21 protein-coding genes are annotated in these 26,851 nt (G+C 48.6%); 13 read left to right on the forward strand and 8 right to left on the reverse strand.

Going from position 1 to position 26,851, the window contains the following annotated elements; translation table 11 throughout:
• Positions 1–138: 138 nt before the first annotated feature.
• Positions 139–1,839, reverse strand: a complete 1,701-nt coding sequence (locus tag CRN95_RS07815) for a fibrobacter succinogenes major paralogous domain-containing protein (RefSeq protein WP_088629187.1) — start codon at positions 1,837–1,839, stop codon at positions 139–141.
• A 281-nt stretch (positions 1,840–2,120) separates the two neighbouring features.
• Between CRN95_RS07815 and CRN95_RS07820 the strand changes: the two genes are divergently transcribed.
• Positions 2,121–7,256, forward strand: coding sequence for a hypothetical protein (locus CRN95_RS07820; RefSeq protein WP_097020557.1), 5,136 nt, complete (start codon positions 2,121–2,123; stop codon positions 7,254–7,256).
• A 213-nt stretch (positions 7,257–7,469) separates the two neighbouring features.
• Here the strand turns inward: CRN95_RS07820 and CRN95_RS07825 are convergent, their stop codons facing one another.
• The gene (locus tag CRN95_RS07825) at positions 7,470–9,821 is read right to left on the reverse strand and encodes a DUF748 domain-containing protein (RefSeq protein WP_097020558.1); all 2,352 of its coding nucleotides are present in this window, start codon (positions 9,819–9,821) and stop codon (positions 7,470–7,472) included.
• 108 nt (positions 9,822–9,929) lie between these two features.
• Here CRN95_RS07825 and CRN95_RS07830 point away from each other — a divergent pair, with 108 nt between their 5' ends.
• Complete coding sequence (locus tag CRN95_RS07830; protein WP_097020559.1) at positions 9,930–11,597, forward strand: glycoside hydrolase family 9 protein; 1,668 nt, start codon at positions 9,930–9,932, stop codon at positions 11,595–11,597.
• Positions 11,598–11,742: 145 nt separating this feature from the next.
• Here CRN95_RS07830 and CRN95_RS07835 read toward each other — a convergent pair whose 3' ends face one another.
• The 4 genes from CRN95_RS07835 to CRN95_RS07850 all read right to left on the reverse strand — a co-directional run bounded on the left by CRN95_RS07835 (position 11,743) and on the right by CRN95_RS07850 (position 14,947).
• The gene (locus CRN95_RS07835; RefSeq protein WP_159462295.1) at positions 11,743–12,744 is read right to left on the reverse strand and encodes an ElyC/SanA/YdcF family protein; all 1,002 of its coding nucleotides are present in this window, start codon (positions 12,742–12,744) and stop codon (positions 11,743–11,745) included.
• Between the two features lie 5 nt (positions 12,745–12,749).
• Positions 12,750–13,178 carry a ribosomal protein S18-alanine N-acetyltransferase gene (gene rimI, locus CRN95_RS07840; RefSeq protein ID WP_088629182.1) on the reverse strand — a complete coding sequence of 143 codons (429 nt, stop codon included), beginning with the start codon at positions 13,176–13,178 and terminating at the stop codon, positions 12,750–12,752.
• Positions 13,179–13,280: 102 nt separating this feature from the next.
• Positions 13,281–13,910, reverse strand: coding sequence for a tRNA (adenosine(37)-N6)-threonylcarbamoyltransferase complex dimerization subunit type 1 TsaB (gene tsaB, locus CRN95_RS07845; protein WP_088629181.1), 630 nt, complete (start codon positions 13,908–13,910; stop codon positions 13,281–13,283).
• Positions 13,911–13,912: 2 nt separating this feature from the next.
• Positions 13,913–14,947 carry a D-alanine--D-alanine ligase gene (locus CRN95_RS07850; protein ID WP_073424506.1) on the reverse strand — a complete coding sequence of 345 codons (1,035 nt, stop codon included), beginning with the start codon at positions 14,945–14,947 and terminating at the stop codon, positions 13,913–13,915.
• 227 nt (positions 14,948–15,174) lie between these two features.
• Between CRN95_RS07850 and CRN95_RS07855 the strand changes: the two genes are divergently transcribed.
• Positions 15,175–16,095 (forward strand): NAD(P)-dependent oxidoreductase, encoded by a 921-nt coding sequence (locus CRN95_RS07855; RefSeq protein WP_088629180.1) that lies wholly within the window; start codon positions 15,175–15,177, stop codon positions 16,093–16,095.
• 178 nt (positions 16,096–16,273) lie between these two features.
• On the opposite strand, the gene purF is transcribed toward CRN95_RS07855, so the two are convergent.
• Complete coding sequence (gene purF / locus CRN95_RS07860; protein WP_088629179.1) at positions 16,274–17,659, reverse strand: amidophosphoribosyltransferase; 1,386 nt, start codon at positions 17,657–17,659, stop codon at positions 16,274–16,276.
• 232 nt (positions 17,660–17,891) lie between these two features.
• Positions 17,892–18,827, reverse strand: a complete 936-nt coding sequence (locus CRN95_RS07865; RefSeq protein ID WP_235002943.1) for a UbiA family prenyltransferase — start codon at positions 18,825–18,827, stop codon at positions 17,892–17,894.
• Between the two features lie 210 nt (positions 18,828–19,037).
• Here CRN95_RS07865 and CRN95_RS07870 point away from each other — a divergent pair, with 210 nt between their 5' ends.
• The 10 genes from CRN95_RS07870 to CRN95_RS07915 all read left to right on the forward strand — a co-directional run bounded on the left by CRN95_RS07870 (position 19,038) and on the right by CRN95_RS07915 (position 26,848).
• Positions 19,038–19,325 carry a hypothetical protein gene (locus CRN95_RS07870; RefSeq protein WP_073424502.1) on the forward strand — a complete coding sequence of 96 codons (288 nt, stop codon included), beginning with the start codon at positions 19,038–19,040 and terminating at the stop codon, positions 19,323–19,325.
• On the forward strand, positions 19,315–20,523 hold the full coding sequence (gene rsgA, locus CRN95_RS07875; protein ID WP_088629176.1) for a ribosome small subunit-dependent GTPase A: 1,209 nt from the start codon (positions 19,315–19,317) through the stop codon (positions 20,521–20,523). Before CRN95_RS07870 ends, rsgA begins: the two co-directional genes overlap by 11 nt.
• Positions 20,524–20,527: 4 nt before the next feature.
• The gene (locus CRN95_RS07880) at positions 20,528–20,938 is read left to right on the forward strand and encodes a hypothetical protein (RefSeq protein ID WP_088629175.1); all 411 of its coding nucleotides are present in this window, start codon (positions 20,528–20,530) and stop codon (positions 20,936–20,938) included.
• Position 20,939: 1 nt separating this feature from the next.
• Positions 20,940–21,578, forward strand: coding sequence for a hypothetical protein (locus tag CRN95_RS07885; protein ID WP_088629174.1), 639 nt, complete (start codon positions 20,940–20,942; stop codon positions 21,576–21,578).
• Positions 21,579–21,599: 21 nt separating this feature from the next.
• The gene (locus CRN95_RS07890; RefSeq protein ID WP_088629173.1) at positions 21,600–22,229 is read left to right on the forward strand and encodes a nicotinate-nicotinamide nucleotide adenylyltransferase; all 630 of its coding nucleotides are present in this window, start codon (positions 21,600–21,602) and stop codon (positions 22,227–22,229) included.
• A gap of 1 nt (position 22,230) precedes the next feature.
• On the forward strand, positions 22,231–23,196 hold the full coding sequence (locus CRN95_RS07895; protein WP_097020560.1) for an RluA family pseudouridine synthase: 966 nt from the start codon (positions 22,231–22,233) through the stop codon (positions 23,194–23,196).
• A gap of 268 nt (positions 23,197–23,464) precedes the next feature.
• Positions 23,465–24,256, forward strand: coding sequence for a DUF3450 family protein (locus CRN95_RS07900; RefSeq protein ID WP_235002944.1), 792 nt, complete (start codon positions 23,465–23,467; stop codon positions 24,254–24,256).
• Positions 24,256–25,815, forward strand: a complete 1,560-nt coding sequence (locus CRN95_RS07905; RefSeq protein ID WP_235002945.1) for a MotA/TolQ/ExbB proton channel family protein — start codon at positions 24,256–24,258, stop codon at positions 25,813–25,815. The genes CRN95_RS07900 and CRN95_RS07905 overlap by 1 nt, the downstream gene beginning before the upstream one ends.
• Entirely contained in the window at positions 25,815–26,447 is a 633-nt protein-coding gene (locus tag CRN95_RS07910) for a MotA/TolQ/ExbB proton channel family protein (protein ID WP_073424495.1), read from the forward strand. Before CRN95_RS07905 ends, CRN95_RS07910 begins: the two co-directional genes overlap by 1 nt.
• Entirely contained in the window at positions 26,444–26,848 is a 405-nt protein-coding gene (locus CRN95_RS07915; RefSeq protein WP_012819885.1) for a biopolymer transporter ExbD, read from the forward strand. The genes CRN95_RS07910 and CRN95_RS07915 overlap by 4 nt, the downstream gene beginning before the upstream one ends.
• Positions 26,849–26,851 lie beyond the last annotated feature (3 nt).

Consider the following 26,851-nt stretch of genomic DNA (forward strand, 5'->3'; position numbering starts at 1 on the left):
ATACAGTTGTTATACAAAAAGAGCCAAAATTGGTAAATTTTTCAGCAAGTTGCTGAAAAATTAATCCTATTCCCCAAAAAACGCGAAAACCCGCTTAAAAGAGCGGGCCTCGTTGGAATGTCCTTGTAAATTGGATCCTTACGGAATCTTTTTTACCTTGATACAGCGTACGCTAAAGTAATTATTCTTGTACTCATATCCTGTACTTGCGTCAATGCCGTAGTAGCTAGCGAATAGATAGACTCCATTCCAGGAATCGCTTTCAGAGGCGCTCCAAAAATATGTAAAACGGCCTTCGTCGCCCGAGACTCCGTGCATGCTTGTTGCTCCTGCAGCCAAAGCAGTGAAACCGACTGCATCGATACCGTTGCCGGCGTTTTTATAGGGGTCCCAGCCGCTTGTGGATTTCAGTCTGTGACCAGCGAAACCATTTCCGCCTACATCTTCGAGCAGTGTTCTGAATTCGGACGATGTGGGCAGTCTCCATCCATCAGGGCAGATGTCTTTGGCCTTTTCTGTAGAAGTACATTTTTGCTCAAAACCGCAATTGGGGTCGTTTCTAGCGTCCACCCATGTGTAAAGGCGTCCGTACTTATCGCATTTATCCGTTGAATTTTCGTAGCAAATACTTTCCTCTGTCTCGTAATTCAAGTTTTCGGCCATCCAGGTGTAATTGCCGATTTTGATGGTTTTATAGGTTTTTCCATCGCGGGTGTCTTTAAGCGTACCTTCTATAGGCTCTTCTACGAGATCTTTGACGCAGCGGACTGGTTTTGCTGCTTCTCGGGATCTTTCGGTGACATCCCCCCAGTCATCGCCGTCCCTGAAACGCATGGCGTAGACATAGATGTTTGATTCTTCCGTAGAAGACCAGAAATTTAATCCTTCGCTATCGTATGTGCCATCGCTATCCCTATATCCGCTCGGAATTGCGGAAAAACCGTAATCATTCGTGCCTTTTATGCCACCAAAGCCGACCCAGGCTTCCGATTTTAGTTTTGTACTAGCGTAGTCTTCGCCGCCAATATAACTTATTAGTCTTTCCCAGTCGTTTTTGCTGGGTAAACGCCAACTTTCCGGACAGATGCCTTGTACTGGTGCTATAATTTTGCATTCCTTTCCGGCTCCACAATCAATGCCTTTGTCGGAGTACGTCCCGGTAGAATCCATAGCTGCGCCCCATGTGTAGAGCCTTCCTGTGGTATCGCAATTTGCAGGTTCGTCATTTAAGCAGAAGCTGCCACCGCCATCCAGGTATTTGAGGTTTAGGTTTTGCGCAAACCAAATCTGGTCGCCAATGACAACCGTCTTGTAAATTTGCTTGTCTCTGGGGTCCTTGAATTCTCCATAGCTTATGGCCGGATTCAGGAATTTAGAGATGATTGAAGGCTCGGAACTCGAGCTACTCGACTTTTCTGAGCTGCTGGAGCTTGATTTTGCAGAGCTACTAGAACTCGACTTTGTAGAACTGCTGGACTTGTCCGATTTTTTTGAACTGCTAGACTTATCGCTCTTTTCTGAGCTGCTAGAACTCGATTTTTTCGAGCTACTGGACTTGTCCACCTTTTTCGAACTGCTTGATTTTTCGGTTTTCTTGGAACTGCTTGACTTGACGGAAGAAGAACTCTTCACCGGTTCCCTGTCAACAGTCCATTCTCCATCGACGCACGTGTAAACGACGTCATCGACTTCGGCTTCTTCCTTAGAGTCGCAGGAATCTGGGAGTTTCTTGTATTTGGGAATTTCATCCTTGGCGCTGTTGGAACTGTCGTCCCCGCAAGCGATTAGGGTTGCCATAAACAAAACTGCGGAAAAGGAGCAAAGATAAAACTTTGACATAATTCCTCCTTGAATTTTTGTTTGGGATGATACCTTTTTATTAATATATCTTTTTTATTACAAAAATGATAAAAATATATTCCAGTTTGGTATGGCTGCAATACTCCCTTATAGACATTAAATACGTAGGCACAACGCTTTAGCGATCTTATGGCGTTTTAAAACGGCATTTTGGCTGAAAAAAAGAGAGCCAAAATAAAAAACAAAATGCTGTTTTTTTTTATATCTTTCACTTTTTTTTATAAAAAAGCCCCTAAAAAAGACGAAAAAATGGAGTAAATATGGTTGAGAGAAAATGCTCACTTTGGATACTTGTCCTGGTTGTAGCGAACGTTTGGGCCGCTAATGTTTGGGATGGCTCGGTTGCAACAAGCTTTGCTGCCGGTGAAGGAACGGCTGCATCGCCTTATCAGATTTCGAATGGAGCGGAACTAGCGCTTTTCGCTCAGAAAGTCACAGCTGGCGCGACGACTTTGTGCGCTGTGCTTACTGACGATATTTACTTGAATGAAAATAGTGAAAACTATGCGGAATGGGGCGAAAAGCCGCCGGTGAACCACTGGAGTACACCGATTGGTCTTGCTCAAAAACAATATCAAGGTGTCTTTGATGGCAAGGGCCATAAAGTTTATGGTGCGTATTTGGACACGGGCTTTGTGGCTGGATACAACGGTATTGGTTTCTTTGGCACCATCGGTGCTTCGGCAACGGTGAAAAATTTAAGTGTTGAACAGTCCTATTTTGCCGTTCAAGGGGAAATTAATAATAATCCTCATATCGGTATTTTTGTTGGCGTTTTGTCGGGTGGTAAATTGGAAAATGTCAGCGCTAATGGCTTTGTTTATTCCAATGTTAATAACACTACGACTTCAGCTATGTATTCTGAAGTTGGATGCCTTATTGGCTATGCAACAGGCAGTTCCGCTGCGCATTCGGCTGTGAAAAATGCAATCGCAAATTGTAAGATTGTCGCTGCTATTGAAAAGGGCTCGACGGGAGGTAACTATCACAGTATTGGTGGCCTCATTGGTAAGATGGGTGAATTGACCCGCGTCGAGAATGTCTATTCTCGCAGTTCTCTAAAGCATGCTTCGAAAACAGCTGTTGCAGGTTTGTATTATGGTGGAATTGTTGGTAATATGGCCTTGAATACGGACACGCTGTACAATGCTTATTACAACATTAGTGAAGTGGGGGAGACTAATGCCCCGCAGGCTGCAGTTGGTTCAACGGGTGGCGTGAGGAGTAATGTCCTTGGCAAGTTGACGGTTAACATGAAGTCCGAGGATTTCGCGAATGTCTTGGGTACTTCGTTTACCTACACCGCAAAGCAGAATGATGGCTATCCGCAGTTGGTTGTTTTTGAAGGTGATTCTGCATTTGAAGGCGGTGATGGTTCGGAAGATAAACCCTTCCTGGTTGGTTCTGCAAAATCTTTGCGTGCTGTTTCTGGTCTTGTGAATGGCATGAATGATGTGTATGCTTCCAAGAGCTACCGAATGGTTGATGATGTTGTTTTGAATGAAGGCGATGATGCCTCGACAATGACCTATTTATGGGAACCTGTGGGTGTGTCTGATAAAATTACTTTTGAGGGCCGATTTGATGGTGCTGGCAAAAGCATATACGGATTGATTGTCCCGGGAAAATACATTTATGCAGGTTTGTTTGGCGTAATTGGGGCTAATGGCATTGTCGAAAATCTTTCTATCAGGGATTCCAAGATTAGTGGAATTGCTGTTGCTGGTGCCTTTGCGGGTTGGAATATTGGTTTAATTCGTTACTGCTCGAACTACTCCCTCGTTGATTCATATTCTACTACCAGAAGTGTCTATGCGGCAGGGATTGTCGCTGGGATACGTCAAGGTGGGCGCGTAGAGTATTGCTCAAATTATGGAAAAATTCACGCGGATGCGGCTGGGGCAACCTTGCATGGTTATGCTGGTGGTATCGCTTCGGAGAATATAGGGCTTATTTCTCGGAGTATAAATGAAGGCGAAATTGCTTGCGATGCTTATGCTGGCGGTATTGCATCTTACAATTATTTAGGAACCATCGAAAACAGTATTAATACGGGTAAGGTTGATTCTCAAAATAAGGCTTTAGCGGCTAAGTATAATGATTCGAATATGGCAAAGTATTCTTCTGCAGGTGGTATATGTGCCATAAATAAAGCCAATTCCACGGTTGTAAATTCGTACAGCATTTCTAATGCCGTGATTGGATCCAAAATTGCACAAATCGTTGCAGAAAACTCTGGTACAATTGATAATTGCTACTTCGCTTCGGGCAAGGTTTCTGGTGCAAATGTGTATTCTGCTAATTCCGGAACGGTGACCAATAGTGCTGCAGAGCTTGTAGGCCGAATGAAAACGGGAGCATTTGCTTTGGTTCTTGGCAACGCTTATAAACAAGACGATGCCGTTAATGATGGTTACCCGACATTCCTTGCCGAAGGCGAAACGTTTGGCTCTGCAAATCTGTTTGAAGGTGGCGATGGCTCCGAAGGTAAGCCTTTCCTGATTGCCACTGCAACGCAGCTCCGCAATATGGAATACTTGGTGAACAAGAAAAACAAGGAATACGGTGCAAGCCATTATAAGTTAATTGCTGATATTTCTTTGAATGAAAATAGCGAAAACTACATTAATTGGCATAAGGTGGCTCCGGCCAATTCTTGGACTCCGATGGGATCCGATACGACCGTTGGTTTTAAGGGTGTATTTGATGGTAATGAATTTAGCATTGGCGGTATTTATGCAAATGCTAAGTTCAGCGGCCTTTTCGGTGTCATTGATACTGGAGCCGTTGTAAAGAATTTGACCATTAAGGAATCGTATATTACGACGACGAACCGTTCGGGCATGGTGGGAAGTGTTGCTGGCTATGGCAAAGAAGCAACTTTGGAAAATGTTGTCAACGAAGGTGATGTGTTGGGCCTGTATGCTGCAAATGTGGGCTATGATACGTTGAGTTCGGTTGGTGGTATTATTGGACGTATGCATGGTGGCATTATCAAGAATGTTTCTAATAAGGGTAATGTAAAAGGAATGGGAACTGCTTTGAAGTCCAAAGTAAGCAAGGCTCTTTCTAATGTCGGTGGAATCAATGTCGGTGGAATTACAGGCATTGAATATAAAGGTGTGATTGAGAATGCTTCGAATTTCGGAAGTGTTTTAGGCAGAAACTATTCCATGGATACGGTATGCTCGAAGGTTGCAGTAGGCGGTATTACGGGTGGCTTGTACGAAGCTACTTTGAATAATGTTCAAAATTCCGGGGAGCTTTCTATTCAAGGCGCAGATTCTGCTAAAGCTGCTTTGTCTTGGCCTCGCATGGGTGGAATTGCAGGATGTGCATATTCCTCAAAAATAACGAAATGCCTTAATAGCGGAAATATGACAGGCTATGTTTCGACTGCTTTTACGACTTCGGGTACATCGATTGCTTTGGGTGGAATTATTGGTCGTGCTAATAGTGGTGAAAAAGATCTTGTTGTAAGACAGTGCAAAAACGAAGGCGATATCAATTCAACTAGTAAGTATGCATATTCTGCAAACTATGCGGGAGGCCTTGTGGGATTTATTGATAATGCGAAAATTTCAATTGAAAATTCCTATGCGACTGGAAAGTTGAACTTGCAGACAACTGAAACTTCGAATCCTAAAACGGCGGTTGTTTATGCGGGAGGTCTCGTTGGTAATCTTAATAAAGATGGCTACATAAAGGGTTCTTATTTCAGCGGAACCATTTTGAATACTGTCTCTGCATCGACAAAGGATATTCGTGTGGGCGGTGTTGCTGGTACAAATGCTGGCACAATCATTGGCTCTTACTTCGACAAGACCGTTGCTGGAATTACTAATGTGGCAGGAACGAATGCTGGTACGCTTACAAAGGTTCTCGCCCTTACTACAGAAGAAATGCAGACAAACGAGTTTGCTTGGAAGCTCAATACTCTTGGCGGTGATGCAGAAAATGCAGGCGTATTTACTCGCTACAATGATTATCCGGTATTTGCTGATGAATCTTATTTGCCGATTTACCGAGTTGTCTTTGATGATGAGGTGAAGATTTATAACCATTATACGAGTCATAAGGGCTATGTAGATGCCCCTGCTGAACCGGAACCGGCTCCTGGTGAACTGTTCGTGGGCTGGACCGATGGTGATAAATATATGCTCCAGAACCGTCAAGTCATTAGCAAGGATATGACGCTTTATGCCTTGTTTACCTTGGTGACTGAGCCTGTTTATTTTATCACGTTTGTCGATGGTAGCGATGTCTATGTGAAGGCTACTGAAAATACGGGAATGATCAAGACTTTGCCGACTGCAAAGAACATTCCGATGGGCCATCATTTTGATGGTTGGTTTGATAACGTGACGAATAAGGAAGTGACTACGGAAACAATCTTTACAGGGATTGCGACTGTCGTTGCCAAGTATTCGACAAACCTTTACAAGATCATGTTCCTTGATTACGATGGCTCTGAAATTTCTAGCCTTGAAGAACCTTATGGCAAGATGCCGACTGTGCCTAAGGCTCCTGTTCGCGAACCTGTCGATGGAACTGGTTACAAGTTTACCGGTTGGGATAGCGAAGTGGCTATTGTGACGGGTGAGGCTTCTTATAAGGCTGTTTATGAGTCTTATGAAATCGTCTCCAGCAGCTCGGCGAAATCTAGCAGTAGCTCGGAAAAGTCGAGTTCTAGCTCTAGCGACGCTAAGTCCAGCAGCAGTTCTGCAAATTCTAGCAGTAGTTCCGAAAAGTCGAGCTCTAGCGACGCTAAGTCCAGTAGCTCAAGCGTTGAATCGAGTAGCAGCGAAACGGTTGTTTCGAGTTCTTCTAGCTCTCGCAAAGACGAAAGCTCTAGTAGCTCGGCGAAATCTAGCAGTTCGAGTGTTGTATCGAGCAGCAGTTCTGAAAAGTTGAGTTCCAGCTCTAGCGAAGCTAAGTCTAGCAGCAGCTCCGTAAAGTCCAGCTCCAGCACGGCCAAGTCTAGCAGCAGCTCCGTAAAGTCCAGTTCCAGCACGGCCAAGTCTAGCAGCAGCTCAGTAAAGTCTAGCTCCAGCTCCAGCACGGCGAAGTCTAGCAGTAGTTCTGTGAAGTCAAGCTCTAGCTCCAGTAAGGCGAAATCTAGTTCTAGCTCTAACAAGGCAAAGTCCAGCTCTAGTAAGAGTAAGAGTGCTTTGCCGGTTATTGCCCAGATGCCGCACCTCAAAATTACAACTCTCGGTCGCGATGTTCAGATATCCGGTGCCAGCGAAGGTGTCGCCTATGATGTACTTGACTTGCAAGGCCGTGTTGTAATGCAGGGCAGCGCCAATGCCGCGAACTTCAACCTCTCCATGCCACGCGCTGGCCACTACTTGGTACGTGTTGGAGCTCGTCAAAAGCTGGTTGCTGTAAAGTAATCCTTAGCGATTTCCATTGAACTCAAAAAAGGTCCCGGCTGATTGCCGAGACCTATTTTGTATAGATTCTACAGTTTTTTAATTTGTTATTTAATTGAAAATTAATCCAAAATTTGGGATTACTTTGACCATATTCTGTTGCGTACAAATACAACAAAAAATGGCGGACAAAAGTCCGCCATGATGCTTTTTATAGCCTTGTGTCTGCGTTTTTTACTGCACGTCTACAGTGACTTTGTACATCGGCTTGCCCTTGTAGCCGCGGAGGCCATCTCTCGGGGCTGTGATGACTTTCAGGTTCTTCTTTGTGATTCCCGGCTGTGCACGCAAGACCTTGAGCAAGTCTGCATTGCGCTGGGCAGCCATCTTGGGGAGGACCTTCATCATGTAATTCTTGTCGATTTCTGCGGAGTGTTCCTTGACGTATGCCTTGAAATCCTTGTCGCTTTCGTCCATCTCGTCGATGGCTCTGTGATCAAGTTCATTCAGTTCAGTCTTGTTGTTCTTTTGCTTGTAGAAATCAATCTTGAGCTGCTTGATCTTGTATTCCCTGGCCGTCTTTCTCGGGTTGTAGTATTGCGTGAATGTGAGAATGAGGTTCGGATCTTTCTTGATCATTTCCGTCATCTTGATGGCTTTGGCGTATTGTTCGCTTGTGAACGTTTCTGTGTTTGCATCGATTATCACTTCATCGTTCTTGCCGAGGTCAAAGCCGAGAGCGTTGGCGCCTGCCATGGCGAGATTTCCGACGAGTCTGAACGGAGAGATGGCGACCTTCACGAGTAGGTTCACGATGGTCTTCCAAATGATCTTGCCGTAAGAGAATTCCGGGTCGTCCAAGTTGCCCTTGACCGGCACATCGAACTGAATTTTGTCATCCTTGTCCTTCAAGATGTAGAGACCAATCTTCATCGGAACAGTGTATTCCGGGTCGATGTCGTCTACCTTGTCGCCGACGGTGATGTTGTAGATGTCGATTGTGTTTTTGCTATCGAGGTTGCGGTCTACAATCTTGTTCTCGCTAGCGAAGGCGAGCGTGCCTGCCTTAAGCGGATAGGCTGTGTAATGCAGAGAATAGTTCGAGAAGTGCTTGAGGGCAAGGTTCTTGATGCTGATGTAAATGTCCATCGTCTTGAGGTTGCTGAGTGCCCCGTGGTACTTGAGTGAGAGGCTGCCACCTTCCGGGAATGCTGCCGTGACGGTCACATTACAAGGCGTGTCGTAGTTGATGTTCTGGCCGCTAACGGTAATGGCGCTCACCTTGTAGTTGAACGGGCGGATGATGGTGTGGTCCGTTGCGGTAACGACGGTGTTCTTCACGAGCAACTTGTTAATCTTGGCCTTGAGCTTCTTTGCGGCTGCCGGCTTTTCTGCAGTAGCTGCTGCGCTAACCGTGTCTGCGGTGGCCTTTGCCGTGTCGGCGGATTCTTGCTTGGCAGTTTCTGCGGTTTCTGCGGCCGGTTCAGCTTGCGTGGAATCGATTGCAGCGGAATCCGTGGTGCTTGCCTGTCCCTTGTTCATCGGGGCGAGGAGCACGTCGAAGTTCGTCTTGCCGTCCTTGTACAAATCGATATGGGCGAACGCTCCGTCGACGATGACGGAATCGATGAGGAATTCGTTATCGGTCAAGTTGGCCTTGCCAATGCCAACGGTGACGTTTTCGGCACCGAGCTTGCTTCCGCTTTTTTCGGTAAGGTCCACCTTGTCAAGCTGGACTTGGCCCTTGACGTTAGAAGAAAGGATGCTGTTCAGGTTGCCGCTGATGGCGATGTTTGCAGAGAGGAAACCGGAGAAGTCCTTATAGCTGATGTAGTCGTTCAGGTAGGGCTTGATGCAGGCGAGTGCAAAGCGGTTCAGGTTCAGGTAAATGTTGAAATCGTAAGTCGCCATGTTGGCATCGACCTTCACGTTCAGGTCGCCACCGTCTGCAAACTTGAAGCTCACGTCAACGCCGGTTGCGTTATCTTCGAGGTAGATTGCCGGAATGTTGATGGAGAAGTCCTTGAGGTGGAACTTCGAGCCCACTTTTGTGTCTTGGTAAATAATGTTGCCCTTTTCAAAGACGATATTGCGGAGGCTGAGCTTGACCGGGAGCCCGGCTGCGATTTCTGCAGCGCTCTTGCTTGTACTGTCCTGGACCTTCTTTTCGTCCGGGTGTTCGGCGTAATAGAGGCTGTCTTTTGTGGCGAGGTGCTCCAGAATGCTGGAGAAGTTGAATCGCTCACCATGCTGCTTGACGCGCACGTAAAGCGCCTTCATGTAGATGTCGCTAATGTCGAGCGTCCTCGTAAAGAGCTGCATCGGGTTGATGTTGACGCTGAACTTCTCGAATGCGACAAAGGGCGTCTTGTCGTCCGATTCCATGACCGCGAGCGTGTCTACGTCCAAGACGTAGGTGAACGGGTTCAGGCTGATGTCCTTGATGGTGATGCTTCGGCCAATCATTTCCTTGGAGTGCTCTTCGATGTAGCTACGTGCAATCTTGGGCGCTACGAGTAGTGTGACGAAGTAGAGGAGGATCAAAGATCCTATAACGATAAGGGTAATTTTGAGTGGCTTTTTCATAGTATAAAATCTAAATATAATTGTGATAAAAATGTTATGTTCCCTGTAGTAAACACGTCTGTCGAGATTTGTTTTCCGTCTTTGTCCGAAAAAAGTTATTCTTAGGGTATGAACGCGAAAATCCATTATTGTCATCCCGGTTACGTTCCCTCGGCTTCCAAGATTTTTTTAGTGGCTTTTTCGGAGGACGTTTCTTTGTCTTCGGTCAAGTTCAAAATTTTGGACAGCGATTCTCGAGAAGTCTATAAGGGTGCAACCGAAAAAATCTGCCGTTGTGCATATACGGGCGAGTTCTTGTATAAGGGCTTTTTTACAGCCGTTACTGCACCGGGGCGTTACCAGATTGTCCTGGATGACTTTGATGTCAAGTCGCATTGGTTTGAAGTTTCGGATGAATGGCTTGTTCGCGAACTCAAGGCGAATATCAAGTCGTTCTATTACCAACGGAGCGGTGTCGAATTGCCGGAGCGTTTGGCGGGGATTTGGGCCCGCCCTGTGGCGCATTTGGACGATAAGTTGGAATTCCACCCGACGATGGAACGTGCGGGGCTTTGGAACGCTCATGGCGGCTGGTACGATGCGGGCGATTATGGCAAGTACATTGTGAATGGTGGCGTGAGTGTTGCGACTCTGATGCTTGGCTGCGAGCTCATGCAGGCGCATTCTCAAAAGTCCTCGATTGTTGGTGGTACTGCGTTCAAGGAAACGTACGAACTGCCGGTAAGCTTGCTCGATGAAATCCGTTTTGAACTGGAATTTTTCTTGCGCATGCAAGACGAAGATGGGGGAGTGTTCTTCAAGGTGACGCCATACCGTTGGGATGGCTTTGTAACGCCGTCGGAATCGGATGCTTCACAAAAGCGCTATATCCTTGGCAAGTCTACGTCTTCGGCATTGAATTTTGCGGGTGCACTTGCTCAGGCGCATCACGTTTACGCGAATGTCGATCGCGAATTTGCTGAAAAATGTTTGTTCGCTAGTATCCGTGCTTTCCTATGGGCCGAGAAAAATCCCGAAGTCGATTGGCCGCACAACACCGAAGGCAGTGGTGGCTATGGCGATTCGGATTTAGGCGATGACTTTTTCTGGGCGCGGGCCATGCTGTATCGCGAACTGAAAAATGTTGAAAGTATCGCAGACGTGGGCGTTGCGGGTATGCTCGAACGCATGGAAAGTCAATTGTTGGTGGATATGGATACGTACTTGCCGACGTACGGTTTGCAATGGCGCTCGACGCAGAACTTGGCTTGGTTTGCTTTGGCTACGACGGATTGCAAGTGGAAAGACCGCGCTCGAATGGCGTTCAAGTACACGGCTGATGAAATTTTGCATTTGCAAAATGAAGACCCGTATGGACTTTCGATCCGCAAGTTTATTTGGGGTAGCAATGGTGATATTGCAAACCATGCGCTGACTTTGTATTTGGCGTATGAATGGCTTGATGATTTGAAGTACCGCAATGCGGCAATGGAACAAATTGAATTTATTTATGGCAGGAATCCTGTGGACGTGAGCTTTGTGACGGGCTCGGCCTGGAGTTCTCCGAAGTTCCCGCATCACCGCATTAGCCATTCCGATGGAGTTGAGGCTCCGGTGCCAGGGCTTGTCGTTGGTGGCATTAACGAAGACCGTCAGGATACGCACAGAAACCCGCATTACATGGGCGAATCTCGCGGCATGTCCTATGCTGACGAACAATGCTCTTTTGCAAGCAACGAAGTCGCTATCAATTGGAGCGCGCCTCTCACCGCAGCACTGTTGCTCCTAAGCGTTTAATCCACCGCTTCTTCGTCATCCTGAAGCCGCTTCTCCGTCATGGGGCTTTGCCCCATCCAGTCAATTCTTGTCGTTGCATCGCTAGATTTTACTGGGTTCTTCCACCTTCGGTGTCAGAACGACGTAATAGGGGGTGTCTCTCTAGTTATTTCTTGCCTTGCTTCGCAGGCGTCTTGTTTGGCGCTTTAGCATCAGTTTTCTTTTCCGCAGCCTTGTCCTTCGGCGTTTCTTTAACTGTAGCTTTGGGCGCGTCTTTAGGCTGCTCCTTGACTTTTGCCGGAGCTTTTTCCTGCGCCTTACTTGAATCTTTCACAGCTTCTTTTACAGTCGCTTTTGTACTTGTTGCGACAGAATCCTTGAGGTCTTCTTTCTCCGATTCAACCTTTATCTTTTCTTCGATCTTCGGGAGAATCTTTTGCAAGTTCACCTTGGGGCGCATTTCTTTCTTGTATTCGGCGTAAGAACGGATGGGCTTGTAGTAAGAAGAATCACCTGCGCTAAGCGTATCGATATTGAACAAGTCAAAGTACGAAGCGAATAAAGCAGCCCAGCTACGGAGCCAGTCTTTACGGGATTCTCGGTTGTTGTACCAGCAGGCCGGATTGAAAGTAATGTGTTGAATATTCGTTGTCAGAAATACAGGGCCGTTTCCAGAAAGCTTTTGGAAAATTCTTTTGACGCGGTATGTAGATGTTGCGCTTGTGATGAGAAGAACCGTATCAATATTACGTGCTTTTAACCATGGAATTAATGTGTAAGCTTCGCTGATGGTGGAGGGGTCGTTGTGCGGAACGAGAAAAACGGCATTGCTATCAAATGATCCGAGTTTCATGAAATCGTCCGCGTAAAATTCAGAATTGCTGCGGTCTCTGAAAACGCGACGGCCTAAAAGCAGCACGGAATCCGCTTTGCCTTCTTTTAAAAGATTGGCGGCAAAGTCGCTGCGTTCCAAATCCGATGTCTGACCGTCCAAAACGGCAACCCATTTGACATGCTCAAAGTCGTCATCTTCAACAAGCCACAGGCCACTTTTCTCGAAGATGACATAAGTCAATACTGCGATGACAAGCAAAATGAGCAGCGCTATGCCCACGCTGAAGTTCTTTTTCTTACGATCGTTCTTGTCGGATTTTCGAATTATTGACAAAATAATTACCTGCTGAATTTGTACAATGCGGCGTCTTCGCCATCGGAATAATATTTTTTGCGGACGCTATACAACTTGAATCCGTGCTTCTCGTAAAATGCTCGAGCCTTGGCGTTCCCGTTGCGGACTTCCAAAAAGCATTGATCGCCGCTTTCGGTGAGTTTGTCTAAACCCGCTTTCAAAAGTTGACTGCCGATGCCCTTTCTCTGTTCAGATGAACGAGTCGCAATGCTCAACAGTTCGGAATCAGGTCCGAGCAAATGGAATATGGCATAACCTAAAAGCTTGGCTTCATCTTCACAAACAACGCAGTATGCGTAACTTGCGCGGATTTCCGACAGAAACTGCTTCTCATTCCAATCCTGAAACGCAAGTTCCCGTTGCAATTCGAGAACTTGTGGCAAATCGGATTCTGTCATATTTCGCAGTTTCATTATTGCAATCTCAAGACTTTACTGGATCCTTCGTCGCTTCGCTTCTCAGGATGACGCTTTCATCCTACAGCAAACATTCTTCTGCCTACTGTCTACTTCCTACTACACCTTCAACTTCTCGAAGTACGAGGGCTGGATGTAGTTCGCTTCTTGAATGAGCGAAGGCTTCACTGTATCAAAAAGCGGAGCCCACATGTTGAGCTTCTTGTCGGTGTCGAGAACCGTTGCGATTCCCTTGTCCTTGAACACGGCGACGAGTGCTTCGTCTGCAAGTGCGGCTGCATCGACGACGGCGTTCTTCACAGAACTTGCCTGGAGTCGTGCTACAACGTCTGCGGTTTCGATAAAGCTCTCTTCGTTGTTCAAACGCAAGTACCAGAATCCATTGCGTGCGCGAATTACGACCGCAACAGATTCATCGGGAGCGCCGGCGAAGCAGGCAAGTGCTTGCAATGTCGTCACACCATACAAATTGCGTTTGCCACTAAAGCAAAGTCCCTGGCAGAATGCAACGCCCGTACGCAGTCCGCTGAACGAGCCCGGCCCGACAGTCACCATGACGCGCTTCACGTCATCGAGAGTGGCGCCGACCTTAGCCAAAAGGTTATCCAAGCTTGCGCTCAGGATTTCGCCCTTGGCAGATGGATCGACCATTTCTTCGTACACGGAGTCCGCGCACAGCGCCATTGCAATACCCTTTCGGGATGTGTCTACAAAAAGATCGTAGTTCATGACTAACGCTTAATCTCCAAGCTCTTGTCGATGATGAGGTCGATGAGCTGGCTGTAGGTGATGCCAACGCAAGCTGCCTGTTGCGGCAACAGCGATGTCGGGGTCATGCCCGGGAGCGTGTTCGTTTCAATTGCAAAGAGTTCTCCGTCCTTCGTGATGCGGACGTCCGTGCGGCTGTAGCCTGCGCCGCCCAAAGCGTAGTGGGCATTCTTCACAAGTTCCTGAATGCGTGCGGTGAGTTCCGGTGCAAATTCAGCCGGAGTGACTTCCTGGCATTCGCCGTTGTACTTCGCTTCGAAGTCGAAGTATTCGCGGGTCGTCATGCGCATTTCAGTCGGCGGGAGCGGCTTTTCACCTTCGATGTAGCCGCAGCTAGCTTCGCCACCGGCGATGAACTTTTCGCAGAGCAAACGGTTAGAATCCTTGAACAAGTCCTGTGCAATCTTGCCGGCTTCGTCGAGATTCTTGGCGATACCAATGCCGATGGAAGAGCCTCCCAGCGGGTCCTTGATCACAAGCGGGTATCCGAGTTCGTCGGCAACGCTTACGAGTGTGTCACCGGTAAAGTCGTGCTTCCAGATCACGCGGTAAGGCGGAGTCGGGATGCCGTTTGCACGGTAAATTTCTTTGGACTTGATCTTGTCCATGGCGAGTGCCGATGCCAAAAGGCCGCAACCCGTGTACGGGATGTTCCAGTTTTCGAGCATGGCCTGGATGTGACCGTCTTCGCCCCACTTGCCGTGGAGGGCGAGGAATGCGATGTCAGCCGACGGGAGTTCCGAAAGTGCCGGAGACTTCTTCTTGTTGGCGGCTGAACCTTCGAGGCTGTGGAAATAGTTTGCCGAGAAATTTGCTTTCTGGTACGGAGAAAGTTCACGGGAAGACCAGTGCCAGGTGCCGTCCTTGTCAATGAGCACCGGGTGGATGTTGTACTTTTCCGGATCCATGGCGCGCACAACGCCAGTACCGCTAACGACAGAAACATCATGTTCAGTAGATGGACCGCCCATCAATACCAAAACGCGTAAACGGGACATAAAAACCTCACTAGAATTTTTCCGTGATTTAATCTAGTAAATTAGTTATTGGTCAATAGTTGCTGGTCAATAGTTATTAGTTGATAGCTGGTAGAAATCGCAATGTTAAAATCCCTAAAAACTACCTGAAAAGCTCCCTAAATCAGCAAATAAATTTTTATGAATCTTGCCGGATTGAACTGACATAATCTATATTGAAAAAGATAGGTGTTGAAAAAGGAGTTCTTATGCGAGTTTTTGTAACGGGTGGAACTGGTTTTATTGGCCATTACGTGGTCAAGGCGCTTTTGGAGAAAGGTCACGAAGTTGTTGTCGCAACGCGCCACCCGAACAAGGTGCCGACATTAAGAGCTAATCCGAATGTCTCGTTTGTCGAGGCTGCTCTTACGGATTTTGAAAAAATGGGCGAAGGCCTGATTGGTTGCGACGCCTGCATTCATGTGGCTCTTGGCTGGGGCGATACCCCGAGTGCCATGCTCATGAACGATACGCGTGCAACGGTGGCTCTCCTTGAAATGTCTGCTAGGGCTGGTTGCGACAAGTTTATTATGACGAGTAGCACTTCGGCAATGGGTCGTGTGCGTTCCGAAATGCGTGAAACCACGAGCAATTTGCCGATTGATCTGTACGGTGCAACAAAGGCTGCGGGTGAAGCTTACGTGCTTGGCTTTAGCCACGGTTACGGAAGCCAGTTCCCTGAAGTCAAGATGAAACGCAATATCATTCGTCCGGGCTATACGTTCGGTAATCCGGCGTTCCCCGATGGTTGCTCGCAGCCGGACCGCCGCTTCTTTGAAATGGCTTACGCCGTCAAGGAAAACCGCGATATCAACATCATCAAGAACGACGGTACGCAGTTTATCCATGCTTCCCAGCAAGCTGAAATTTATATGAAATTGCTGGAATCCGACTACAACGAAGAAATCTTCTTGGGGCTCGGTTCCGAATGGATCAGCTGGAAGGAAATCGCACAGAAGATGATTGCTCTCAAGCCGGGCTGCACTTCCAAGATTGTGGAAACCGACATGGGCTGGGGCGATGAACCGATGCTCTATGACGTCCAGAAAATCAGGGATTGTTTCGGTCTTGCGTTTGACGCTCACGATTACTTAGACGAACACATCCGCTGGACTTTCGAAAACGCATAAAAAAAACGCCCCGCTGGGGCGTTTTTTTGTTACTGTCATGCCGGATTTATTCTCTTTGACCACTTAGAACTTTAGTTCTTACGTGGTCATGATCCGCGAATGGGGACGGCATCTCCTTTTACAGTCATCCTGAACCAGCATTTTCGTCACCCTGAGCAACGCGAAGGGTCCAGTTAAATTACCCGCATCTCGTTTTTTCGGCGTGCGCCCCGATGTAGTCGGGGTAGCAGTTGTCAAAGCATGCGGCGCAGTAGTTTTCACCTTCGCCGGTGCAGTTCTTCATGCCTTCGACGCTCAGGTAGCCGAGGCTTTCGACACCGAGCATCTTGGCGATTTCGTCGGGAGTCATGGAGCTTGCGGCAAGTTCGCCCTGGCTCGGGAAGTCCATCCCGAAGAAGCACGGGTGGGCGACCGGAGGTGATGCAATGCGGATGTGCACTTCGAGGGCACCCGCATCGCGCAGCATTCTGGAGAGAATGCGGAGCGTTGTTCCGCGAACGATGGAGTCTTCGACAACACAAACGCGTTTGTTCTTAAGCACACCTTCAATCGGGTTGAACTTTAAGCGGACTTTCTGTTCGCGCACGTTTTGCGTCGGGTCAATGAATGTACGGCCCACGTAATGGTTTCTCAAAAGTCCGATTTCAAAACGGATGCCGCTAGCTTGTGCGTAGCCGAGTGCTGCTGTGGTGGCGCTGTCCGGCACGGAAATAACGATGTCGGCATCGACCGGGCATTCCTTGGCGAGCTGCTTGCCCATCTTGCGGCGAATCTTGTCGCAACTCTGTTCGAAAATCTTGGAGTCCGGGCGGCTAAAGTAGATGTATTCGAAAATGCAGTGGGCGAGGCGGTCTTTTTGCGTAAAGCGTTCGGAATGGAGACCGTTCTTGGTGATGGTCAAGAATTCGCCGGGCTGGATGTCACGAACGTAGTTCGCGCCGAGCAAGTCGAATGCGCAAGTTTCGCTAGCGACGCACCAAGATTTTCCCATGCGGGCAATCGAGAGCGGTCTAAAACCGTAACCGTCGCGGGCGACGTACATCGTGTCTTTGCTTAAGAATACGAGGCAGAAGCTGCCGGTAAATTTGCTGATGGCAATCTTGATGGCTTCGCCTAAAGTGTCCGCCTTGGTGCGGGCGATTTCGTGCAGGAGAATTTCAGAATCGGATGTGGTCTGGAAAATGTGACCGTCGGCTTCCATCTCGGCGCGGAGTTCGGGAGCGTTTGTGATGTTCCCGTTGTGGGCGACTGCGATTTGCCCCCATTTGCAGCTGATCAAAATCGGCTGAGCGTTCGCGAGGGTCGAGGCTCCGGTCGTGCTGTAACGCACGTGTCCAATGCCTGCAAAACCTTGCAGTTCGTCGATATTGTAATCTCTTAAAAGGGTGGAAACCAGACCCATGGACTTGCGGACTCGGACTTTGTCTCCGTCAGAAACAGCGAACCCGGCACTTTCTTGACCGCGGTGCTGCAATGCGTAAAGTCCCATGGCTACATTGCGGGCAACATTATCACCGTTATAGATACCGATGACGCCGCATTCTTCATGCAATTCTTCGAGCATAACGCCTCTTTGAAGTGGAGCCTCCCTTGCCTCGAGGGCCTTAGCTCACCCAAACGGGTGCAAGCGGGGAAGCGGACGCCGCGGATTAGCAAAATACGTGCCATAAACGTAAATCTCGCTTTTTGAGAACTGCGTTACAAAAATTGTAAAACATAAAATGTAAAACATTACATAAAATGAAAAACTCCTCGAAAATGAGGAGTTTCATGGAAATCGTTAATAGCGCGGATTGTTATTGGACTATTGAGCAAAATAGGAGTGAAATGAGCCCGAGTAACATTGCAAATTTTGTGAATGTCTGTGCACGACGGTAATTTTGGCTGCTTGCACTCATGATGACGATGAAGAAACAAGGGGTTAGTGTCGCTGCTGTCATGGCGAGGAAAATCGGCGGATAATTGTGGTTGAAAAGTTTGTCTAAAAAGAAAACCGGGACTGGGAGCGAAATCCACGTGAAAATGATGATATCGCCAGCAAGTCTTCTTGCTACTTTGTCTCCAACAACGAGCGGGAATGTCATAATGCCAGCCTTGAGGTCTCCCGTTTTGTCTTCCAAGTCCTTGTAGATTTCACGGGCGATGGTCAGCAAAAACGCAAATGGAATCGCGGGGATGATGGCCCACATGTGTTCTTCAGGAAAGTCGTGGTTCGAAAAGTTAAAGAAATGTTGAACGGCATACAGTAGCGGAGTTGTGCAAAGGAACGCGACTGTGATGTTCTTGAGTGCTGGAGAACGCTTGAGCGTGCGGTTGTATGCAACGAGTAGTGCGCAAAGCAATGCAAAGAACCACATCGGGAAAGACAAGATGAGTGCGCCCATCCAGCCGAAATCAAGAGCGTGTTCTGGGTCTTTAACAATATCAATGAATCTGATATTTTGTATGACGCTATCGCCAATTCCGCAAAGAAGTGTTATGGCTGCCAAGGTATAGCATGTTATGCGGGCTGCCTTGACCGAAACTTCGCCGGTTGCAAGGGGGCGTTCCGGGTGGCTCAGCTTGTCGCACTCCAAATCGAGAATGTCGTTTTGGATGTTTGCAAATCCAATGGCGGTGGCAAAACCGAGCATTTGCAGGATTAAAACAGGGAGGGTGGGGTTGTGCTGTAGTAAAGTGTAGCCCACGAGAAGTGTGATTATGGCAATCACGATATTCACGGGACGAGTCATCTTAAAAAGCTTATAGATCGTAGAAATCATTGATTTTCCCTTCGATTATAGCAGAATAATAGACAAAAAATACCTCTGTGAAAAGAGTCATGTCTTTAAAATTGCCTTAAATGTGCGAAAAAGTACATCTGTTGGTTCCATCCCTTGCCGATATCTTTCTTCTTCCTACTTCTAACTTTCTACCGTCTACTGATTAACTATCTTTACACTATGCCTTTTTTTACGAAGAGTAATTTGGAAGATTTGAGAAAGGAAGCGGAACAGCTTTCTATTTGTGTCGAGCATTTTCTGTACGCCTCGGAACATATTCCCGAAAGTGACTGGAAAACGAAAGGTTTTTATGACAATTGCATCGAAAAGTGCAATGGCCGCCTGAAGGCGATTCATTTTTTGATGGAATCAATTCGCCGTGGACGCCCGGTGACTGAAGAGGAATTGGAAGAAGCGCGGGAGCTCGAAGACGAAAAACTTTCTAAATTGAAGAAAGATGCGAAATAACGATTTTGATTCCGACGAAAATGAAGCTCCATTGAAGAGTGTTCGCACGTCCAGACGCGAACACAGAAGCCGCCGTATCGACGTGATGCGAGAATTGGAATCGGGAGTCGTTGATGAACGTCCGATCAAGGAGCGTTTCAGCCGCGAATTTAAAAAGGCGAAAATCAAGCGCATCAAGAATCCGGTCGAAAACATCGGTGAAGAAAATTGCGTGGAAGGGCTTGTGCTCGAAGTCCACCGCCGCACCTGCGAAGTGAGATTAAACGAGAAGGAGGTGCCCGCTCAAGGCGGGCATGACAACCTTCCTACTTCCGACTTCCTACCGTCTACTGTTACCGCCATGTACCGTGCGACCACGTCCAAGACGCTCGGGGAATTCCCTGCCGTGGGCGACCGCGTTTTGCTCGGACTCGTGAACGATGCTGATGACGAAGGCGATGGTGTCGGTTCGCAGAAGTATTGCGTTGTGCGAGTGCTCCCGCGAAAGAGCGAACTCAAGCGCCCGGGTCCGCGCGATAGCTTCTACAAGCAGCAGACGCTTGCCGCGAATATCGACCAGGTCGTGATTGTCGCGAGTGTGACGCTGCCGGAATTCAACTACGGGTTCATGGACCGCTTTTTGCTTGCCGCAAACTTGAACGATTTGCCGTTTGTGCTGGTGCTTACCAAGATGGATTTGCTGCCGAATGGCGAAGCGGACCTATCGACGGATATTCGCGACTTTATGAAAATCGTGGACAAGGTGATTCCCGTGAGCGTTAAAAGTGGGGATGGTCTCGAAGTCCTGCGCAATGAACTCGTCGGTAAATCTTCGGTCTTTAGTGGCATGAGCGGTGTCGGCAAGTCTACGCTCATCAATGAGCTTGTTCCGCACGCCGAACTGCGCACGGGAGATGTCCGCGAACGCGACGGCAAGGGTCGTCATACGACGACCTCTTCGAGCTTGTTCGATTTCCCGGGTGGCGGTTACGTGATTGACACGCCGGGTATCCGTAGCATTGGCCTTATGGACATGGAACCCGAAACGCTCGCCAAAATTTTCCCGGGATTTTTTGAAAATGACTTGTTTACATGCAAGTTTAGCAACTGCAAGCATCTCAAGGAACCGGGCTGTGCCGTGCGTGCAGCCGTCGAATCGGGTAAAATCTCCGAAGCCCGTTATGCAAGCTATGTACGAATTTTGAATTCAGGAAAGTAATTCAATGTCTGATTATGTTGTAAAAATTGCGCTCATCGCTTCGATTATTCTGATGGGCTATAATATTTCGGAATTTGTGGCTAGCTATAAGGTCGTTTCTGAAAAAGCAAGCCAGTTCTTGCAAATGGCGAAAGACTCTACGGCTACGGATTTTGAATTACGTCGGTCAAATTTTCTGTTGACTGCAGGCTTGTCTACAGTCTATTGCGTGCTGATTTTCTTTTCAGGTGTGGTCTCCTGGCTTGTTGTTTTGCTGGTCGCTAAATTGCTTCTTTCGGTTTTTATTTCAGATTGGTCCTTGGTTAACGTTTGCCACGAAAGAACGCTTTCGCGTAAGAACTATCTTGTGTCAAAATTCGATGCGCTTTTTAACGCCTTGATGGGCCTTGCTTTTGCCTTGATTTTGGTTTTGTAATATGAAAAATTTATCGACTTTGTTTAAACTCTTCATGAGTATAGCGGTGCTTGCTCTTGTGGGGGCAACGTCTTCTTTTGCGCAGGGACTTCCGATGGGGGGCTCTTCTGCCACAAATCCGCTTGGAGCTTCGGCTCCCGCTAGTGCAGGTGCAGGGACGAATATGCGCTGGCCGTTGATTTTGGGAGGCTCTTTTGGAATTGGCTCTGGAACGGGCGTGGGCGATGGCCACGGTGTCGGTCTTTGCCAAATCAAGCCGATGATTGGTGCCTGGATGCCTGGGCTTGCCTTTATTCGCTTGGGTTACGGCTTTTCGGGCTATCAAGAAAAGGATGATGACGGCAAAAAAAATGAAGTTGAAACTTCGGACTTTAACGTAGACTTGGGTGTTCATTTATTTAGCGAATTTTATGTAATGGGCTCGTATTCTAGATCGAGCGCGCTCAGTGAAAATGGTGACATTGCTTGGAATGAATGGAGCGCAGGCTTTGGTACGTTCTGGATTGTTTTCTCGAGAACGTTCCTGACGCTCGACATTGGTTACCATTGGGTACTTGAACATTACGACCCGATTGTCGATAAAGATGTCTCGGGTGGCCGCTGGCAGATGAATCTCGGATTCTCCGTGTTTGTCTATTAATAAATACTGACGAGTTGTGTTATGAAGAATGTTGCTGTTTTGGGTGGTGCTTTTGATCCGGTCCATAAAGATCACATGCGTGTGGCGCGAACTTGTTTGGACCGAGGTTTTTGTGATGAAGTCTGGTTTATGCCGAGTCCCGACCGTTGGGATAAGCAGCTGAACGCTTCGCCAGAAGACCGCTTTGCAATGCTCGAACTTGCATTCTCGGGCGATAAGCGCTTGTTCCTTTCGAACCTAGAAATCCAGCAGGGCGATTATCGCGGCTCGTACGTGTTCTTGATGAGCCTCAAGGAAAAATTCCCGGATATCAATTTCCGCTTGCTCACAGGTGCCGATACTTACGAAGGTATCCCGCATTGGCGCGACCCCCTGAATTTTTACGGTACGAACTACAACGGCCATTTGCTGCTTCGCGATATTGAACTGATTGTCTTTGCTCGCAATGGTTACCCACAACCGGATATGGAACAACATAAGCGCAATGGTTACGCTCCGCTTTACTGGCTTGGGCCGGAACAGGGCTTTAACGGCGTTTATTCAAGTACCGCCATCCGCAGGTCGCTTTTGCTGAATCGGGGAGTGTGCCCGCAGGGGTTGGAACAGTCCGTTTACGATTACATCATCAAGCACGATTTGTACAGGGAATAAAATGGGCAAGGCTCCGTCAGATATGTTCTTTGAAAGTGAAGTGCGCCCGGAATACGAAGGCCGCCTTTTGCTCGATTTCCTTTGCGACCGTTTCACGTACCACAGCCGTGAAGACTGGGTGGACCGTCTGACGCGCGGACTCGTGACGATTAATGGTGCAACAGCCAATGTTGAGACTGTAGCGCATCGCGGCGACAAGGTCGTTTACCACGTCGAAAACTACAGCGAGCCCGAAGTCCCGACTGATTTTGAAACAGTCTTTGAAGATGATGAATTTATTCTAGTCGCAAAGCCGGCTGGCGTGCCTGTACACCATACGGGTCGCATTTTCTACAACACGTTTGCAGCGATCATCCGCCGTGAATTCGATTCCGAGACGGCAACGCCGATGCACCGCTTGGATCGCGATACGGGTGGACTTATCTTGTTTGCAAGGTATGGCGAAACGGCCGCACGCTTCCAGAAAAATCTGGACCGCATTTTGCTCCGCAAGTTCTACCTCGCTGTCGTGCGTGGAAAGTTCCCGGAAGGCGAAGTGGAATGCCACATGCCTTTGCGTGAAGACCCGGAAGACCCGATTCGCTTGCGCATGCACCACCGCGAAGATGGCAAGGAATGCTTTACGCGCTTTAAGCTCGTGCGCCATTTGGATTGCCCAGAAATTGCGCCGGAGCTTTCGCTTGTCGAGGCGGAGCTCATTACGGGACGTAAGCACCAGATTCGCGCGCACCTCGCTGAGATGGGTTACCCGATTGTGGGGGACCGCCTGTATTACCGCGATGGTGAATTTTACCAGAAGCTCGCGCAGGGCGGTGAACTCACCGACGAAGATATCAAGGTGCTTGGCGCCCACAACCAGATGCTTTTTGCGTACAAGGTTGAACTCCAGCTCCCGTACTGGAAAGAACCCCGCACCTTCGAAAGCCACGCGTACCCTGCTGACATGAAACGACTGCTGGAAAAATAAGACTCCCTACAGCGTCATCCTGCTGCCTTCCTATTACGTCATCCTGCTGCCTTCCTATTACGTCATCCTGACGCCTTCCTATTACGTCATCCTGACCCTTTCTTTTAACGTCATCTTGAGCGAAGCGAAAGATCCAGTTAAGTCTAAAACATAATTGACTGGATTTTTCACCCCTATAAGGGGTTCAAAATGACGAGAAATCTCGATTTTACGTTATTTTTGTAGAAATTCTAAATTTTTTAGGCTAACTTCTTTGTATTTTATGCACATGAAATTTTCATTCCTTCCTAAAGTATTGTTGTGTCTGGGGCTTTCTGGCGTTTTTGCCATGGCCCAAGAAACGGTAGAAAGCGTTCGTCGCCAAATCAAGTCGGTCGAAGCCGAAACCGCTCGCGAAAAATCCATGCACGAAGCCGAAAAAAAGCGCCATGCTGAATTCGTTGAAGTCGGTCGCAAAAAGGTGCAGAACCTCTCGGCCCAGAACAAGTCCTTGAAAGCCGAAATTGATTCGCTCAATGTAGAACTCAAGAAAATTTCTGCTGCTCGCGCCAAAACGAATGGCTCGATTCGCTATTTCGAAAACCGCAAGACGAAGTACGCCGATTCTCTTGCAACGGTCATCGATTCTCTCGTGCCGTTCTTTGAATCGGATTTCCCGTACCGCACGGACGAAGCCGTCAAGAACATCCAGGAAATTGCAAGCATGTTGCACAAGGGCTTGATCGAAACGGACGACGCCTTGAACCGCACGATGGAAGTCTTTTACGACCGCATTCGCCTGGGTTACACCACCGAAGTTTGGAAGGGCTTTTTGCAGGTGGACGCTCGCAACGTGGCCGGAACGTATTTGCGCTACGGTGCAGTCGCTTCGATCTTTGTCAGCAATGACGGTAACGATGTTCTGTTCCTCACTCGTAACGGCCTCGGCTACTCCTGGAAGAACGTTTCTGAAGACCTCACGATGCGCACCATTCTCAAGGACGTGATGAAGGTCGCCGAAGGCAAGACCGCACCAAGACTTGTGACTATCCCAGTATCTTTCCCGAAGGAGGCTAACTAATGAAATTCGGAATTCGGAATTCGGAATTAGGAATTAGCCTCAACCGTCATCCTGAGCGAAGCGAAGGATCCAGTGCACGTTTCTTATTGCCTCTTGTTGTAGCAGCTTTCGCAATTTTTGCACCTGCTTCTCATGCTCAGCAGAACACGACTGTCGATGCCGTCAAGAAGCGCGCCGAACTCAACAGCGCGAAGGCCGACCTCGAAGAAGCTCGCCGCAAGCGCGACATGGCTGTCGCCGCCCGCTGGAAGGACCGCGAAACGTTCAACAAGGAACGTGAACTCTTCAATGAAAAGTATCAGCTCGGCAAGGAGCGCGTGGACGCTTTGATGTCCGAACGCACCCGCTTGCTCGAAGATGTGCGCGTGGCTCGCGAAGACTTGGCACAGGTCAAGCTCCAGGCCGAAAAGGCCCGTGCCGAATACCTCTCGCTCGCTGCAGGTCCGGAACGCTTGGAAATGCTTGCCAAGTTCCAGGAACAGGGTGTGCCGTTCAAGGTTGCCGATCGCGTCGAAGCGCAGAACAAGGTCAAGAAAGAGATGGGGCTCTACCGCGATGACCCGCTCCGCATTGCCCGCTCGATGCTCGACGTTGCCAAGAAAGAAATGAAGTTTACGCGTGAAGTCCGCACTGAAAAGGCGGACCTCATGTTCGGTAGCTCGGTTGCCGAAGGCGACCGCATGCGCTTGGGCGGCCTCTTTGCCATGCAGATGGCGAAGGTCACCGATATCAACGGTTTCCATCCGTCGGCTTTGATGCTCCCGGTGGCAGGCGAAAAGAAGCGTGTCTATAGCTGGCAAGAAAATCTCTCTCCCGAAACGCGCAAGGATGTGGCAAAGGCTTTTGCTGGTGCAAATGATTCTGCATTCGTGATGGTGCCGGTTGATGTCCTCCTCAGTACCGAACTTTCGAGCGAACTTGCAAACCACCAGGAAACCACGTGGAAAGAAGACTTTGCTGAATTTTTCCACAACGGTGGCATTCTGATGTACCCGATTGCAACGCTCTTTATCCTCGGCCTTGTCATCTTCCTCGTGCGCCTTGTTTGGCTCCTCATCCTTGGCTTTGGTGGCCGTGGTGCCCGCAATGCGGCTAAGGCTCTCGCTAATAGCGACCTCCGTCTTGCAACTGCTGAATCCCAGAGGGCTCATGGCGAAGTGGGCAAGGTGTTGCGCTCTGTGCTTGGCAAGAATTTCAAGGACCGCGCGAGTGCCGAAAAGTCTCTCGAAGTACTCTTCGCTGGCGAAGTGCCCAAGCTCGAAATGGGTCTCAGCTGGATATCCGTGTTTGCCTCGACGGCGCCGCTCCTCGGTCTTTTGGGTACCGTTATGGGTATGATTGAACTTTTCAATGTCATCACCATGCACGGCACGAGCGACCCGAAGCTTTTGGCTGGCGGTATTTCCATCGCCCTCGTGACGACGGAAGCAGGCCTTATCGTGGCTATCCCGCTCCAACTCTTGCACACGCTCCTCGTGAACATCTCGGATTCTGTCCGTACTCGTATGGAAAAGACGGGCCTTGCCGTCCTCAACGCTATCTGGATTAAGGAAAAGTAATGGACGAATATTCCGTCATCGAAGCGACCATGAGCATCCTGCTGCGCGGCGGCTGGGTGTTGCTCCCGCTATTCCTGATTGGGTGGCTGGGTTGGTTCTTGATGTTTGAACGATACGGCTATTATTTTATGCTGAAAGGCACTTCGACTTCGAAGTTCTTCAAGGATTTGGACACGGTGGGCGAGGAGGCTGCTTTTGCAAAACTCCGCAAGCGCCGCTTTGGCTACTTCTTGGCTCTTGTCGAAAATGTGCGGAAGTACCGTAACGATGGTCCTGTGGCTGTGCGCAATGCGATGCTTGCGACGCGTCACGAACTGGACGTGAGCCTTTCCAAGTCGCTCAAGACGATTGTGACTTGTGCCTCGATTGCTCCGCTCCTTGGACTTTTGGGAACGGTCTCTGGCATGGTGCACACGTTCGAGACGATTAAGCAGTTTGGCTTTGGAAACCCGGTGCTATTGGCTGACGGCATTTCCGAAGCGCTCCTCACGACGCAGGCGGGCTTGCTTGTCGCGTTCCCGTTGATGCTCGTTTATAACTATCTCGAAAGACGAGTGGATTCTATTGGTGATTTTGCCTGGAGCGAAGCGCTCAAGTTCGAAGAACGCTGCTTTGCCAAGGAGGTTGAATGAGTTTTATCCGTAAACGTTCGAGAAGCGGTGGTGGCATTGATGTCTCTCCGATGCTCGATATGGTGTTCATCCTTTTGATCTTCTTCATCGTGACTTCGACGTTCACGCGCGAAACAGGCGTGGATGTGACGAAGCCGAAGGCGAGTACCGCAAAGGAACTTGCGAAGGAAAGCATTTTGATTGGTGTCACCCGTCAGGGGACCATCCACATCAACGAGACGCAGGTGAACCTCTCGACTTTGCAGACCGTGCTCCGCCAGATGATGGCCGAAGCACCGGACCGCCCGGTGATTATCGTGAGCGACCGCGATGCCCCCAACGGTGTTGTTGTTGATATCCTCGATGAATGTAATTTGGCGAAGGTGAGAAAAGTCTCTATTTCCGCGAATAAGGAGGAGTAGCTC

Source organism: Fibrobacter sp. UWB16, assembly GCF_900215325.1.
GTDB lineage: Bacteria > Fibrobacterota > Fibrobacteria > Fibrobacterales > Fibrobacteraceae > Fibrobacter.

Bases quoted from the DNA above. Each gene is read 5' to 3' on its own strand.
- CRN95_RS07890 (WP_088629173.1), top strand. From the start codon at position 21,600: ATGAAGAATGTTGCTGTTTTGGGTGGTGCTTTTGATCCGGTCCATAAA.
- rsgA (WP_088629176.1), top strand. From the start codon at position 19,315: ATGCGAAATAACGATTTTGATTCCGACGAAAATGAAGCTCCATTGAAG.
- CRN95_RS07865 (WP_235002943.1), bottom strand. From the start codon at position 18,827: ATGACTCGTCCCGTGAATATCGTGATTGCCATAATCACACTTCTCGTG.
- CRN95_RS07815 (WP_088629187.1), bottom strand. From the start codon at position 1,839: ATGTCAAAGTTTTATCTTTGCTCCTTTTCCGCAGTTTTGTTTATGGCA.
- CRN95_RS07900 (WP_235002944.1), top strand. From the start codon at position 23,465: ATGAAATTTTCATTCCTTCCTAAAGTATTGTTGTGTCTGGGGCTTTCT.
- CRN95_RS07885 (WP_088629174.1), top strand. From the start codon at position 20,940: ATGAAAAATTTATCGACTTTGTTTAAACTCTTCATGAGTATAGCGGTG.
- CRN95_RS07850 (WP_073424506.1), bottom strand. From the start codon at position 14,947: ATGTCCCGTTTACGCGTTTTGGTATTGATGGGCGGTCCATCTACTGAA.
- CRN95_RS07880 (WP_088629175.1), top strand. From the start codon at position 20,528: ATGTCTGATTATGTTGTAAAAATTGCGCTCATCGCTTCGATTATTCTG.
- CRN95_RS07825 (WP_097020558.1), bottom strand. From the start codon at position 9,821: ATGAAAAAGCCACTCAAAATTACCCTTATCGTTATAGGATCTTTGATC.
- rimI (WP_088629182.1), bottom strand. From the start codon at position 13,178: ATGAAACTGCGAAATATGACAGAATCCGATTTGCCACAAGTTCTCGAA.
- CRN95_RS07830 (WP_097020559.1), top strand. From the start codon at position 9,930: ATGAACGCGAAAATCCATTATTGTCATCCCGGTTACGTTCCCTCGGCT.
- CRN95_RS07870 (WP_073424502.1), top strand. From the start codon at position 19,038: ATGCCTTTTTTTACGAAGAGTAATTTGGAAGATTTGAGAAAGGAAGCG.
- CRN95_RS07915 (WP_012819885.1), top strand. From the start codon at position 26,444: ATGAGTTTTATCCGTAAACGTTCGAGAAGCGGTGGTGGCATTGATGTC.
- purF (WP_088629179.1), bottom strand. From the start codon at position 17,659: ATGCTCGAAGAATTGCATGAAGAATGCGGCGTCATCGGTATCTATAAC.
- CRN95_RS07905 (WP_235002945.1), top strand. From the start codon at position 24,256: ATGAAATTCGGAATTCGGAATTCGGAATTAGGAATTAGCCTCAACCGT.
- CRN95_RS07855 (WP_088629180.1), top strand. From the start codon at position 15,175: ATGCGAGTTTTTGTAACGGGTGGAACTGGTTTTATTGGCCATTACGTG.
- tsaB (WP_088629181.1), bottom strand. From the start codon at position 13,910: ATGAACTACGATCTTTTTGTAGACACATCCCGAAAGGGTATTGCAATG.
- CRN95_RS07910 (WP_073424495.1), top strand. From the start codon at position 25,815: ATGGACGAATATTCCGTCATCGAAGCGACCATGAGCATCCTGCTGCGC.
- CRN95_RS07820 (WP_097020557.1), top strand. From the start codon at position 2,121: ATGGTTGAGAGAAAATGCTCACTTTGGATACTTGTCCTGGTTGTAGCG.
- CRN95_RS07895 (WP_097020560.1), top strand. From the start codon at position 22,231: ATGGGCAAGGCTCCGTCAGATATGTTCTTTGAAAGTGAAGTGCGCCCG.